13 protein-coding genes are annotated in these 14,878 nt (G+C 36.3%); 3 read left to right on the plus strand and 10 right to left on the minus strand.

Going from position 1 to position 14,878, the window contains the following annotated elements:
* Positions 1-400 precede the first annotated feature (400 nt).
* The 8 genes from FFM71_RS12785 to FFM71_RS12820 all read right to left on the minus strand — a co-directional run bounded on the left by FFM71_RS12785 (position 401) and on the right by FFM71_RS12820 (position 8,267).
* Positions 401-1,369: an electron transfer flavoprotein subunit alpha/FixB family protein gene (locus FFM71_RS12785; protein WP_137612548.1), complete on the minus strand. Its 969-nt coding sequence runs from the start codon at positions 1,367-1,369 to the stop codon at positions 401-403.
* Between the two features lies 1 nt (position 1,370).
* Positions 1,371-2,168 (minus strand): electron transfer flavoprotein subunit beta/FixA family protein, encoded by a 798-nt coding sequence (locus tag FFM71_RS12790; protein WP_137612549.1) that lies wholly within the window; start codon positions 2,166-2,168, stop codon positions 1,371-1,373.
* A 9-nt stretch (positions 2,169-2,177) separates the two neighbouring features.
* Positions 2,178-3,302 (minus strand): acyl-CoA dehydrogenase family protein, encoded by a 1,125-nt coding sequence (locus FFM71_RS12795; protein ID WP_137612550.1) that lies wholly within the window; start codon positions 3,300-3,302, stop codon positions 2,178-2,180.
* 547 nt (positions 3,303-3,849) lie between these two features.
* Positions 3,850-5,118 carry a D-alanyl-lipoteichoic acid biosynthesis protein DltD gene (gene dltD, locus FFM71_RS12800; protein ID WP_137612551.1) on the minus strand — a complete coding sequence of 423 codons (1,269 nt, stop codon included), beginning with the start codon at positions 5,116-5,118 and terminating at the stop codon, positions 3,850-3,852.
* 3 nt (positions 5,119-5,121) lie between these two features.
* On the minus strand, positions 5,122-5,361 hold the full coding sequence (gene dltC, locus FFM71_RS12805; protein ID WP_041499767.1) for a D-alanine--poly(phosphoribitol) ligase subunit DltC: 240 nt from the start codon (positions 5,359-5,361) through the stop codon (positions 5,122-5,124).
* Positions 5,362-5,372: 11 nt separating this feature from the next.
* Positions 5,373-6,584, minus strand: a complete 1,212-nt coding sequence (dltB, locus tag FFM71_RS12810) for a D-alanyl-lipoteichoic acid biosynthesis protein DltB (protein WP_137612552.1) — start codon at positions 6,582-6,584, stop codon at positions 5,373-5,375.
* Positions 6,577-8,097: a D-alanine--poly(phosphoribitol) ligase subunit DltA gene (dltA, locus tag FFM71_RS12815; protein ID WP_137612553.1), complete on the minus strand. Its 1,521-nt coding sequence runs from the start codon at positions 8,095-8,097 to the stop codon at positions 6,577-6,579. Before dltA ends, dltB begins: the two co-directional genes overlap by 8 nt.
* A gap of 20 nt (positions 8,098-8,117) precedes the next feature.
* Positions 8,118-8,267 (minus strand): teichoic acid D-Ala incorporation-associated protein DltX, encoded by a 150-nt coding sequence (locus FFM71_RS12820; protein ID WP_137612554.1) that lies wholly within the window; start codon positions 8,265-8,267, stop codon positions 8,118-8,120.
* Positions 8,268-9,502: 1,235 nt separating this feature from the next.
* On the opposite strand from FFM71_RS12820, the gene FFM71_RS12825 reads away from it, so the two are divergent.
* From FFM71_RS12825 to FFM71_RS12835, 3 genes are all read left to right on the plus strand, one after another.
* Positions 9,503-10,351: a WxL domain-containing protein gene (locus tag FFM71_RS12825; RefSeq protein ID WP_171000578.1), complete on the plus strand. Its 849-nt coding sequence runs from the start codon at positions 9,503-9,505 to the stop codon at positions 10,349-10,351.
* A gap of 200 nt (positions 10,352-10,551) precedes the next feature.
* The gene (locus FFM71_RS12830; protein WP_137612556.1) at positions 10,552-11,613 is read left to right on the plus strand and encodes a GDSL-type esterase/lipase family protein; all 1,062 of its coding nucleotides are present in this window, start codon (positions 10,552-10,554) and stop codon (positions 11,611-11,613) included.
* A 433-nt stretch (positions 11,614-12,046) separates the two neighbouring features.
* A complete protein-coding gene (locus tag FFM71_RS12835) occupies positions 12,047-12,769 on the plus strand; it encodes a GntR family transcriptional regulator (protein WP_137612557.1) in 723 nt (240 codons plus the stop codon).
* Positions 12,770-13,088: 319 nt separating this feature from the next.
* Here FFM71_RS12835 and FFM71_RS12840 read toward each other — a convergent pair whose 3' ends face one another.
* Complete coding sequence (locus FFM71_RS12840) at positions 13,089-13,982, minus strand: IS3 family transposase (RefSeq protein WP_137612558.1); 894 nt, start codon at positions 13,980-13,982, stop codon at positions 13,089-13,091.
* Positions 13,983-13,987: 5 nt separating this feature from the next.
* Positions 13,988-14,470 carry a helix-turn-helix domain-containing protein gene (locus FFM71_RS12845; protein WP_137612559.1) on the minus strand — a complete coding sequence of 161 codons (483 nt, stop codon included), beginning with the start codon at positions 14,468-14,470 and terminating at the stop codon, positions 13,988-13,990.
* Positions 14,471-14,878: the final 408 nt, after the last annotated feature.

Consider the following 14,878-nt stretch of genomic DNA (forward strand, 5'->3'; position numbering starts at 1 on the left):
GTAAACGACTAACTTGATCATCGGAAAGATTGATGTGTTGTTTAACAGGTCTGATATCTGATTTCATAAAATATATCCTTTTTTGAATTGATTATATCAGAATATAAAAGTGAGAGCTATACTCCACTAGTTGGAAGAGCTGAGAGTATTCAATTGCAGCGAAAGTGGCGTTATTGCTTCAGCAATTACACCACCGGGCGCGTTGAAGACTCGCGGATTTTGCGAGGCTTCAACCGAGGTCCGAGACCGTACTTTGGCTCGGGCCGTTCCGCGCAGCAATTGAATACTCTCAGCTCTGGAAACGGCATACGGCATACTTACCTAAACTTTCAACCTTTAGATAAGAGTATTAAATGAAAAGATGAGCTGGAGGAGCTGAATACTTAAATCCTCATTAGTTTCATAATATTGCTTCAAGTGCTTTTGAAAATTCTAAGGCATTTCCTACAAAGTAATAATCGGAATATTTAAATATTTGAGCATTTTCATCTGTATTGACTGAAACCACTATTTTGGCATTTGAAATTCCGGCTGTATATTGAACAGCTCCTGAAATTCCCAGATTAATCAATAGGTCTGGAGCTACTGTTTGTCCACTTTGACCAATTTGTTCGGTAATTGTGTACTGATCTAAATCAGTCAATGGCCGAGTTACACCAACCGTTGCATGTAATTTTTTTGCTAAATTATTAGCTATTCCAATTCCAGCCTCAGTTTTGTCCCCTCGTCCTAAAGCTACTATTCTTTGAGCTTTAGCTATATCGTTGCTTGTTTTTAGCGGTAAAACTTGGCTTTTAATTTGTAATTTAGTATCCTTTTCCCACTCAAGATTATCTATTTCTTCTATTTTAAGGGCAGGATTATTTTCTTTCTCCGCTGTAAATACATTGGGACGGGCCGTGGCCATCTGCGGATGATGATTAGGAATCGTGATTTCGCACATGATGTTATCACCGTAAGATGGTTTAGTTTGAACTAATAAATCGTCTTCAAACTTAAGGTCCAAACAATCAGCTGTCAAACCAGTTCTCAATCTTGCCTGTAATCTTGGTGCCACTGAACGTCCCACCACTGTAGCTGGAAAAATAAACGTATTTGGAGTACCTTGCTTTTGAATCAATTTGTTCAAAGCATCTGTTAATTCCAAATCATCACCATCTACCAACTCATCGTCTTTAACAAGAAGAATTTTGTCAGGTCCATATTCAGATAATTCCGTCTCTAAATTGGCATCTGATTTTTCAATCAAGATTGCTACAACTGGATCGTGACTGATTTGTTTCATCTTGGTAATCAGCTCGTATGTAACAGGATTAATTTTATTTAGATCTGTCTCCACAAAAACCCAATTTTCCTTAATCACTGTCATCTTAATCTTCCTCCGTCAATATATTTTGTTTCTTTAAAATGGCAACTAATTCGGCGGCTGCTTCTCTAGGGTCATTGGTCAATTTATGACCTACCTTGGCTGCTTTCTCAGGTGAAGAAATTGAGCGAACAATTGTTGGTGAACCTGCTTGTCCGACTCGACTGTCATCAAGTTGTAGCTCACTCGCATGCCAAGTTGTTATTGGTTTAGCAAAACTCTTCGTGATTTCAACAACATTAGTATACTGTGGCTGATTGATAGTATCGGTAACTGTCAACAATAATGGCAATTGTGCTGTGATTTCTTGGGCTACATTATCCAGGTTACGTTTGATCAGTAAACTATTATTCTCTGCAATTACTTCATTAGCATAAGTTACTTGTGGGATTTGTAATAGCTCGGCCATAATTGGTCCCACTTGTCCCGTATCGGCATCGACTGACTGTTGACCTAACAAAACTAAATCCACATCACCGATTTTTTTTATTGCTTTTCCAAGAACATAGCCGGTTGCCAAGGTATCTGCACCAGCAAAAGCACGATCAGACAATAATATTGAACTGTCAGCCCCCAGAGCCAAAGTTTCTCGTAATGAAACCGCAAAATCGTCAGGTCCCATAGTCATAGTTATGACTTCACCACCAACGTTACGCTTGATTTCTAAAGCAGTTTCCAAGGCATGTAGGTCATAGGAATTAATTACACCGCCTAACCCACGACGATCGATATTCTTAGTTTTCTCATTGATTTTCACATTAGTAGTCTCTGGTACTTGTTTGATACAAACAACAATTTTCATAATATCCTCCTAAGCCCGATTCTTTGCTTCTATTAATGCAATAGCTGTCCGCATCTTCTCAACGGTTCCTTCGGCTATTTCCATAGCTCTGGCATCCCTAATCAAATGTTCAACCGGATAATCAAGACTATATCCATAACCACCCAAAATTTGGAGTGCGTCGTCACCTGATTTAACTGCGCTTCTACTGCCGTATGCTTTAGCCATCGCGGCCTCTTCTTCGTAGTCCTGATGATGATCCTTTAACCAAGCTGCCTTTTGATAAAGCAATTTGGTTGTTTCTTTAGCTACAGCAATATCAGCAACCTTTCTTTGAATACCCTGCATTTGAATAATCGGTGTGTCCATTGCCTTTCGGTGTGTTGCATAATCCGTTACAATATTCAATTCATGTTCCATAATTCCTGTTAAAACAGCACCCATTAAGACACGAGCATCGTTGTGAGCACTGTCGCCAATTTCTTTACCCATGCCGACTTTTCCAAGCAAATGATTATCGTCAACTTCGATATTATTCATAACGATTTCACCAACAGGAACTCCCGTTAATCCCAGAAAGTTTTCTTGTTTCCCATATTCAAAACCTTCCATATCTTTATCAACCACGAAAAATGATAATTCTTTCGGAGCGGTTTTAACCATGACACAATAAATTTCTGCCAAGCCGCCATTGGTAATCATAATCTTGTCACCGTTAATGACCCATTCATCACCCTTCTTCTCAGCGTGTGAAGTAATTCCTAATGGATTGGATCCTCCGCTTGGTTCAGTCATGGAAAAGGCAATAATTCGTGATTTAGCTTGTGGCAAATATTCATCTTTTAAAGCTTGATTACCATACTTAACAATTTGGTCAATTGACTTAAAGTGACCCTCCAAGGTAACACCGAGACTGGCATTGCCGCGAGCAATTTCATTGATCATAGCCGCAGTTGTTTCACCATCAAATCCGGCACCACCATATTCCTCTGGTAACATCGTGCTAAGAAAGTCATATTTTTTGATCTTATCTAATAATTCATTGACATAAGAACGAGTCTGGTCAATCTCCATATCATACGGAGCCACTTCATTTTCCGTAAATGACTTGACCATTCTTAAAAGAATCTCTTTACTAATTTGTTTTTGATCCATTAGAATTCCCCTTGCATGTTAATTTTTTCACATATAAGTGCAAAAAAATATCCAATCGATATTTTTGATGATTTCATCATAAAGCATTTATCATTAATTGTAAATATAATTATATTATATATAAATAATAACTTGAATATATCTAGAATGTCGTGCTAATCAAAAAATTTCTAGCTACTGAAGGTTTAAAGATGAAAAATCAATCTGCCATTGCTATCACAGGATTAGAGTTAATTTATTTAAATAATCAGAAATCTCCATTTTATTCCACTATAAAAAAATAAACTAGTTGGAAGAGCTGAGAGTATTCATTTGCCGCGAAAGTGGCGTTATTGCTTTAGCAATTACACCACCGGGCGTGTTGAAGACTCGCGGATTTTGCGAGACTTCAACCGAGGTTCGAGACCGCTTTCTGGCTCGGGCCGTTCCGCGCAGCAAATGAATACTCTCAGCTCTGGAAACGGCATACTTACCTAAACTTTCAACCTGTAGACAACCCATTATTAGACACAAAAAAAGCTGGCAAAACAAAATTTGCCAGCTTTTTTTATTTATTATTTGAAAAATCAGTATTATTAGCCCAAGTATCGGTTAAGAAATAACTATTCATCTTATATTGAGTATTCTTAGGATTTGCTTTCTTATCCTTATAATAGTTCTTCAAATGATGATCTAGCATTAACCAACCACGCCAACCCATATGAATGGTATCTTCGGCAATGTAGTTAGGATTCTTAACATGTGACAAGTCAACAATATTGTTGAAGCCTTGTGATTTCAATTGATATTTGATTTTTGTATCAAAATTAGTAATTGTACTCATTGGCATCCCAGTATATTTAACCCAATGTGGATTAATTGGTTGAATGACAAACATTACTTCAGTTTTATTTTGAGCAAACATGTAAAGCAGTGCTTCGAAATCATTGTATTCTGGTGAATGTGTATACGTGACGTGCTTGTGAGTATTCTTATAAATAGTGATACGTTTCTTCAATTGCTTCTTATAGAAAGAATTACCAATTTGTAAATCATTGTCAGTTGAATGTTTAGCAGCCATTTTAGTAGCTAGTTTGTTCAAATCCTTATAATCATATTTATCAGGTAATTGACTAGCTGCATGGTTGATTTCCTTTTCATGATCATTCATCGAAATTGATCCGAATAAATCATCCTGACTTTGCAAACTTGAACGGGCAAAGCTTTCAATATAGAAGCGTTGGAAACTAGTAATTTTCTTACCTTCAGAAATACGTTGCAATGCATCATTTTCGATTGGCCCCTTATCGACACCTAAATCAAGAATTCTGTTGGCAATATATTTATTCATCGCCTTATCACCCTTGCTGGAATTAAGAATAAAACCAGTCAATTGTAATGGTGATAAGAAATATTTGAAGGCATTAGATGGTACACCGGATTTAGTAAACCATTGTGGAGAAATAATGAAAACAGCCTTATTTCCCTTTAAGTTGGTCATCCCTCCGACATTCATTGCTTGTGTCAATGAAGCCGTTCCGGGATTACCTTGCAAAAATGGCTTATTCTTCCAATTATACTTTTGCGCCATGGAAGATGGATGGAACGGATCCATTCTAGAAAGTTCCGATGAACCAATGATAGGAATGTAGTTCTCCTTCTCAGCGGCATTCTTCACACTCTCACCCTTCAAAACACGCACATCCAATGAAGTAGCAGCTTGTTGTACTTTTTCTGGAGTAACAGTTTTAAAGTTGATTGGAGCCCAGAGAAGGATCAATAAAGCGGCAATAGCAACTATAACAGGTCCAAAAATCATCCATAACTTTTTCTTCATAATCTATTCCAATTCTTGTACTTGTTGAGCGATTTTGTTAACAGTTGACCATTGTGAGCGATCGAATTCTGAGACTGGGACCGTAATGTCAAATTCATCTTGTAAGTTAACTAAAACCTCTACAGTTGCCATTGAATCAAGAACACCATCTTTGAATAGGTCTTGGTCTTTATCTTGACCAGCATCATCCAAACCTGTTACGTCTTGTAAAATATCTACGATCTTTGTTGTAATTTCATCCATAATAAATTCTCCTAACTAAACCATAATGTATTTAAAAATCCTGAGAAAATCAAGAAACTGAAACATACGATATTAAACGTCAAGAAGACTGCAAACGCATGTGTAAACTTGTTGCTAGGAATACTTTCACGATGCTTCTTCTTGTATCTCAACCAAGCATCGTTAGTGATCATTGCAATGGCATGGAAAATACCATAAACAATGTAATACCAAGTCTCACCGTGCCAGAATCCCATGATTAAGAACAGGGTAATGTAACCAAGATCGGCAATTGTTACACGATTCTTGATCCACTTGTGTTTGATAATTGTAAACATCAAACGCATGTAGATAAAATCACGGAACCAGAATGAAAGTGTCATATGCCATCTATTCCAGAAATCTTTAATATTTTTGGCTTTGAATGGCGCATTGAAGTTCATTGGTGTCTTGATACCCATGAAATTACTGATTGCGACTGCAAAGAGTGAATAACCAGCAAAGTCAAAGAACAAATACATACTATAAACATACATATATGCTAATACCCACCAAGATAAACCTAGTGGAGTCTGGCCTTTATAAGACATGGCCAAGATCTGAACTTTTGGTAACAATAATGTCCCAAAGAAATAACCGATAATAAACTTATAAAGGAGACCCTTCATCAATTTATCCACACCACTGTGTAAGAGTTCAACATACTCTTCACGGCTTGGAACATTGTTAACATCTTTTTGGAAACGTTTGAAACGGTCAATTGGACCGGAAGTAATGGTTGGGAAGAAGAGCAAGAAACGACCAAACTCATATGGCGAAAGTTCTTTGATCACACCATCACGAATTTCCATAATAATTTCAACTGACTTGAAAGTTAAATAACTGATACCCATGAAACCGAATAGTGAAATAGTTGGATTTTGTAGCAGCGGATCAAGTTTGACGAAAACTAGCGGTATGATTGCCAGCAAAACGAACATCGTGAAGATCCAGAAACTATTATGCTTCTTCCGATACGCCAGATATATGGAAACTAAGATTATTTCCAATAAGACGTAGCACAGTAACGATATCCCTTGCGACATATTTCCACCGAAGAAAGCAGTGATTAAAATAACGACTGTTGCGAAAAAGTCATATGTTCTAAAGCGTTTACCAAACCACAATCCAATGATTATTGGTAGTAAAAGTAATAATAGATAGATAAAGTAATGCGGACTACTATAAGGCGTAATGTTATTCATTAATCTCGCCTATTAAAGTCTTTCTATCAATTTTTCCATTTTTACTAATTGGTAGTTGCTTTACAAACTTCAACACGTTAGGAATCATATATTCCATCGTTGTTTCTTTCAGTGAATCTTTAATATCAGCTGCTAAATCCTTTTCGTCATCGTCAATAAAGTCATTTTCAAGCACGATGCAAGCAATCATTTTGCTGACTTGTTTCTTGTTGTTGTACAAAGGAACGGTACATGATTGCTTGATTTGCTCGAGGTTACCCAACATTGAATCCACTTCTTCTAGTTCAATTCGGTATCCATGCATCTTGATTTGGAAATCGGTTCTACCGTGATAGAACAAAAGTCCGTCATCGGCAACACTGATCATATCGCCAGTGTGGTAGAACATTTGACCATCAATCAACTCAAAAGCTTTTTCTGTTTGAGTAGGATTATTTAAGTATCCTTTGGAAACATCAGGACCACTAACTAGTAATTCACCAGTCAAGCGACCAGTTGTTTCGTCAACCAAGCCATTAATACGGTAATCCATATTTGACTTTAAATATCCAATTGGCAAACGATCAAATTGTTCCAATGAATCTTGGTTGATTTTAATTGAAGTAATGGCAACCGTATTTTCAGTTGGGCCATAAGTATTGTAAAGTTCCGCGTCAGGAAACTTCTTCAATAATTTCTTAGCAGTTGCATGAGTTAACTCTTCACCACAAAAGATAAATTTTTGCAATTGTGGCATATGTTCAGCATCAAAGCCTCTGAATAAGAGACACATTTCAAAGAATGATGGCGTTGATACCCAAGTATTGAAGTCAGAATTGATAATGGCCTCTTGCAACTTACCAAAATTCTTAGTTGTATCCTTATCAACAATATTAAGCGTTACACCACTCATTAAACCTGGATAAATATCGAAAACTGATAAATCGAAGGAGAATGGCGCCTGCAACAACATCTTCATTTCACTGGAATAACTAAACTCATTTTCTGCCCAGTTAGAAAAATCCAAGATATTATTTGTACTAATTTGAACACCTTTAGGAGTTCCGGTTGTACCTGATGTAAAAATAATATAGAAATTGTCATCAGGACCAACGCTGCGATTGCTATCATAAATATTATGATCTGATAGTAAAGCTTGTTTTAATTCTTGTTTAGTAACTTGTGGAGTCTCAACACCAAACTCTGTAATATCACTCCAATTTAGAATCAAAGCTGGCTTAGCAACCTCGTTGATTTGAATAACACGTGATGGATCAGAACCATCATCAACTGGAATGTAAGAGTGTCCGGCCTTTATGGCTCCTAGAAACATAACTAGCATTTCAAATTGTTGTCCGCCAAAAATGATAATTGGACTTTTAGCAGGCAAAAATTTATCTTGTAGAAAACTGGCTATACGATCAGACTTTTGCAATAACTCCTGATATGTATGTGTTTCTTCACCATTCTTATAGCAAATCTTTTCGGGTGATTGCAATGCAGCGGTGGTAATTTTTTCAATGATTGAATTCATATATTTTTCCCTTCTTCCTGCTAAAATTCGTTATAAATAAATTTGGCACTTCCTACGCCGTTATATCCATAGATATATAAGAGCACTAAGAAAATAGCGAAAAATACAACTGTTTTAATGATAAAAATTGTCACTGGTTTCTTAAAAAAAGTCAGCAAATTATTTTTCATAATCTACACCTCACTGAAAGAGTTTGCTTATGCGAAACTATCTAACCATTCTGAATAAATGGTGTCAAACCCAAAATCGAATCAAAATTATTAAATATAGTTATTTCTATATAACCTGTATAAACATTATAATAAAAAAATAAGCAGTGGTAATTAGCATATTTCGTAAAATTTTTTTTCTCTTTTAACGAAATTCAGTAATCATACGGCTTCCACAGACATATGTTTAAACAAATATATTATAAGAAAATATTTACTATTTTTCAAAATATACGCACTGTACTGGAACCATAAGCATCAAACAAACCTGATAAACGACAAATTAGTTCAAAGCATGATTCTCTTTATTACCGGTTTTAATTATTGAGCCGGGGCATTTAAAAGTAAATAACTTATCATTACAATGACCAAAGTGTTAGTCTCATGTGACAGTTCTGTAAGATAATACGCTTACATCAACCGATACTTACGCCCAACTATTTCACAGCAATATTCAATATAACTAAAATGATTTATACTCATCGATTTATTATTTAAATTGTAAAAAAATAGTCCCCCAAAAATTAGATGGCATTTTATAATCAATTATTATTTAGATCCGCAAGTTTGAAAGAATAAAAATTAATATAACCTTTGTTGTTACAGTTCTGGAGTTAATTTATTTAAATGATTAGGAGCTGAAGGTTGAAAGGTGAAAAAGTGATATAAACATTGTTGTGACAGTCCTAAATTCAATTTATTTACCAATTTATTTAAATAGTAAAAGATAACAATTAGACATTCGTATTATTAAAAAACTAGTTGGAAGAGCTGAAAGTATTCATTTGCCGCGAAAGTGGCGTTAGGACTTTAGTCCTTACACCACCGGGCGTGTTGGAGCCTTACCGGTTTTTGGTAAGGCTTCAACCGAGATTCGAGACCGCTCTTTGGCTCGGATCGTACCGCGCAGCATATGAATACTTTCAGCTCTGGAAACGGCATAATGCATCAAACTTTCAACCTTTAGTTGGTTCCTTAAACTTCAAAGACATATTGTCGACATATGACAATTTTTAAAAAAATATTTTTGAAATATCAGCCAAATAATTTATAAGCTCTGATATTCCAAGCTTATTTCAGTTTAGATAAAAAACATTTATAAATTACGATACAAACTGTCTTGGATATTTTGCTAAACTCTAACTATGGAGCGGGTCCGTACAGATTCGCATAAATTAAAGTTAGGGGGACAGCTAATGAAAATGTTTAAAAATATCATAAAATTACTAGTATTAACAAGCCTTAGTTTGTCCTTAATACCTCTAACCACAGCCAAAGCTGCAACTGCCATTCAAGTTACAGATGCTACTAAAGCAGCAACTAGTTCTAAATTAGCAGTTACCTACAGTGCATTATCATCCTCAGCAACCCCCGTAACTGAGGCTTCTTCCACTGATACAACTACAACAACAGAAGCTGGCCAGCCTGCAAAATCAGATGTTAGTGTTACTGTTCTTTCTGGTATCCTTACCTTAGAAGCTGTACCTGATTTTAACTTTGGTACAGTGACGCTCGGATCAACTGGTAAATTAAAGAGTAATACCGTTGACACAGACGGATTTGTTTTAGATAATGGCACAAACGCTGATAGAGCTACTGCCGGTCGTGATGGTAATGACACTGGTTTGCTTGAAGTCGTTGACTCACGTAATAGTCTTACGACAATGCCTGGATTTACGCTTTCTGCTGCGCTGGGTAAATTAAACCCAACCATGATTAATTCTGATGATCCTTCATTGGATGCAATCTTACATTTGAATCAAATGCCCCTTTTAGATGATGAAAATAATAATGTTTCAAGTACTGGTACTGATCTAAAGACTGACAAAGCTTCTATCAGTAGCGCTTTAGGAAACGATGTACCAATTATGAATATGACTCCTGGATCATATAATGGTGGAGTTATCAAAGCTAACTTCAACACACCTGATTCAGCTAGTTTAGAAATTCCTGGTTCAGGCGATAATACAAAAGCTACATCAAAACGGATGAACGCTATTGTCACATGGACTTTGAACGCAGCACCTGCTGTTACTACAAATTAAAAATAACCCACAGAAATTCTGATTCAGAATTCTATGGGTTATTTTTTCACAAAAAATTTAATTTAAGCTATAAAACAGCCATTTTAAATGTTTAAACATGTTAATATAGCCATAGAAGCTTTCGTTTTTCTAACAAAGAATAAACTACACTACTATGGAGACAACCAAATATATATCTGATTTGAAGAAAGGACTCAATTATGATTGCAACTACAACCTGGAAACACAATTTAACTAATTATCAAAATATCGAAAATATCAATCGCTCGGGGTTTCAACATCTTGAAATAGTTCAGCCCCTTGCAACTGATCAAGTCAGACTTCAACTAAATAATCTTTATGATGAAGTTCCTTTAAAAATATCTAAACTCGAAATCTATTCAAATTCAGCTAATAAAAAATTAGTCACGTTTGAGGGCTCAACGCAATTCACTATTGAACCCCGATTAATTGAATGGTCTGATTGGATCGATATTTCTCTACCGATAAATGGTATCCTGTCGATTGACATCTATTCACCTAATAAAACCATTCATAGTGTTGGTTTAACAATTTCCAATGATCTCATCAAAACTACAGACACCGATCCAGCTACTCCTAAATATTTCTTTGGTATCTCGGCAATTCAAGTAGCGGCCAAATTAACACATAAAAAAATTGCTTTCTTTGGCGATTCGTTAACCAATCAAGGTAACTATTCTGCCCCACTATCACTGGATCTTGAAACTAATTTTCAAATTATGACCGCCAATTTTGGAATATCCGGCAATCGCCTGCTTCGACCAGGTCACAGCACCTCACAATGGTCTACTAGTTTTGGAGAAGCCGGTTTAACTCGCTTTGACCACATGCTAGCAAATTATCAGCCCAATATAGTTGTTTTTATGGAGGGACTAAACGACTTATTGCATCCCGGTACAGGAACGCCAATCAGTGAATTACCTACTGCTGAAGCCATTGTAAAAGCCACTTACATTCTGAAAGCAAAATGCCGCAAGCATGACGCCCGATTTGTACCAATGACAATCACACCATTTGGAAAATCTGATGGTTGGACACCTGAAAAAGAAATTCTACGTCAGAATATCAATACTGAACTATTAAAAATGCCCCATATTCTCGACGTATCAGAGCTAGTCGGTAAAGATAATCAGCTCCTCCCAGAATTTGACTGTGGCGATCATGTCCACTTTTCAGCAGCCGGTGGCAAAATCATTGCTAAATATATTAAGGAACAATTAATCAGAAAGCGAATGATTTAATTAATTATGCCGTCTCCAGAGTCAAGAAATATTCCGACAATTGGCTCTTTAATAACCAAAAGTCTTCGTTTTTTTGTTCCTGTCATTATAAAAAAATTAGTTGGAGGAGTTGAGAATATTCATTTACCACCTGGTGCGTCGAAAACTCGCGAGTTTTACGAGATCTCAAGCAAATTCAGGACCGCACCTTGCCTCGGGCAATTCCACGCAGCAATTGGGTACTCTCAGCTCTGGAAACGGCATACTTTACCTAAACTATCAATCTTTAATGCCAGTTAAAATATTCCTATAATTCTTCATTTATTTGTGATAATGGAATATACACTTATTAATTTTATTTTAAATTAAAATATCCCATTATTATGTTTAAATCATTTTCAATATAATATATTATTGAATAGTATATACAAACAATTGTATTGGAGCGCTGAATATGGCTGAAACAACTAACATGGATATTTATCAAGAACTCAAATCACGTGTCATCAATGGAAAATACAATATTAAAATGCGCCTACCAACAGAGGAATCATTAATTGCTGAATTTAATGTGAGCCGTTATGCTATCCGTAAGGCTATTAAACAGCTATCTGATGAAGGTCTTGTTTACAGTGTTAAGGGTAAAGGTGTTGTCGTTTTAGAACACACACCACAAACACAGGAAATTAATTTAAGTCTCAAAGAGATAGACAGTTTACATGCTTTGAATAATTCCGAAGACATCGATCGAACAACTATCATTGCTGATTTTCAACAAGTAATCGTCGACGAAAAATTAAGTCATAAAACGTCATTTGCAGTGGGCATTCCCGTTTACGCAATCAAGCGTGTTCGCCGAATCAACAATAAGAATGCCGTTTTGGACCTCAATTATTTTAATGCTCAAATAGCTCCTAACATTACTCCTGAGATTGCCAAAGAATCAATTTATTCCTATATCAAAAACACTTTGAATATGAAAATTGCAATTGTTAAACGTCAACTTCGAATTGAACATGCTGAACAAGTCGATTATGAACATCTCAATCTTGGCATTAACAATTGTGTCGGCAATCTGATCAGCTTCGCCTTCAACGATGATGGCAAGCAATTTGAGTATACGGAATCACATTTCATACCAGATAACTTTATTTTTAATCAGATTATCAAGTTTTGAGGGGCGTCTCCAGAGCTGAGAGTAGAGTATTAACCTGCTATGCGGACCGGCTCGAGCCTGAGGTGCGGTCTCGTGCCTCGGTTTGAAGCCTTAACACAAACCGGTAAGGCTCCAAACTCGCCCGGTGGTGTAACGGCTGAAGCCGTAACGCCACACCCACAGCTGGTTAATACTCTACTCTCAGCTCTTCCGACTAATTAATTTCCATTATTACAATTGATTCCTCTGATATTTTAATTAAGTAAATCAAAAAAGAGTAGTACCAGTAATCTGGAATGGTGAAGTGCAACAAAAAAGTTAGACAAATTTAGATTTAGTTCTAGGCAACGGCCTGTTCTCGGTATTCCACCGGGGTCAGGCCATTTTTGTTCATCGAAATTCGTTTGGTGTTGTACCAGACAATATAATTAGTGGCAACTTGTTTTAGATCTTCTAAATTATCAATAGTTGTGCGATAGAGGCATTCCCGTTTCATCAAGTTAAAGAAACTTTCCATTGGTGCATTATCGTGACAATTTCCCTTGCGGGACATGCTTGGTGTCACTCTAAGTTCTTTCATAGCATTTTGATAGTCTTTATGTTGATATTGCCAGCCTTGATCTGAGTGCATAATTGGTTGAGCATCAATCGGTATCTTGAGTGCGAAATCGTCAATGGTCAACGCGAGTTGTTGTCGATCAGCACGATCAGTGATGATTATCGTCACAATCTCACGACTAGCTTCATCCATAATGGCCGAGATATAGCCCCAAGTATTGTTAGTAAGTTTTACTTGTGTGACATCAGTATGCATAACGGAAAAAGGTTTGGTTGCAGTGAATTTTTGCCCCAATAAATTATCATTAATTGTCCCTGTATGACCTTTATATGAGTGATAACCACTAGTATGGCGTGAGTATACAGTTGATGATAAATTAAGCTCACCCATCAATCGTAGAACGGTGTTAGCTGAAATCTTGTAGCCAGCTTTTTTAGCCATAACATGAATACGTCGATAACCATAGGTTTCAAATGAATCCTTGAATGCTTGGCAAATAAACGCCTTAATATCAACGTATTTGTCAGTTTTAACGTTACGATGGCGACGGTCGTAATAGGTAGCTCGTGGTAATTGGGAAATTCGTAAAAGCTCAACTAATGTATATTTAGGCCGTAGCGAATCAATTACAATCGTTTTCGCGGCAGATGTTTGTTCTTCGATACGGCCCTCAATTTTTTTTAAAAGTCACGTTCTAACTGTGCTTCATGTAGTGCTGCACGTAACTGCATGTTTTCTTGTAACAATTTTTCTTTCTCTGTTGGTTCTAGTTTTTTAACGCCTTTTTCCATATTCTTTTTTGGCACTGTAGACGGTCTCCCTTTACGCTTGGGACGTAGTCCAGCAGCACCATGCTTCATGAAAATTTTAGTCCATGCAGTTACTTGAGATGGATTTAAATTAAATTTAGCACCGACTTTGAATACGCCTTGTTCGTGAGTTTGATAATAGTCTACCACAGCTAATTTTTCTTCTAATGAATATGTTTTATGACCATGCTTGCCTTGTAAAGCCTCTAGGCCTTGTGCATCAGCTAAAGCAACCCATCTTTGAATTACTGCAAGAGTAATATGATATTTTTTCACTAGTGTTTTGTATGATGCATGTTCTAAATTATATTCATTAACAACATCAACTTTGAAACTTCCAGAATATTTAGTCATAGAAAAAACCCATAATAGTTAGATTTGTCTGTCTAACTATTATGGGGCACTTCATGGATTACTGGTACTACTCTTTTATTTTTTTAAAGTTAAAATATTACATCCTACAATACATTAGCCGGAGGTTGGTAGTGATTTTTGCCAGCAGTGAAAGTGATGTTAGGGATTTATCCCTTACATCACTGGACGTCTTTTGAGACGCGGTCTTCGGCTCAAAAGCGAGGGTCGAGACGAGGCCGCTGAAAAACTATAGTATTTTTTTAATAAGGATTCATGGAATTCAAAAATGGCACGTTAATTGATGTTTTTAACCAATTAGCGTGCCATTTTTTCTATTATTTACTTATTTTCTTTGCTTTTTTCCTTTAACAATTGTTGGATTCGTTTCATATTCACACAAAAAATCGT

The organism is Companilactobacillus huachuanensis, from assembly GCF_005404815.1.
GTDB classification, from domain to species: Bacteria; Bacillota; Bacilli; order Lactobacillales; family Lactobacillaceae; genus Companilactobacillus; species Companilactobacillus huachuanensis.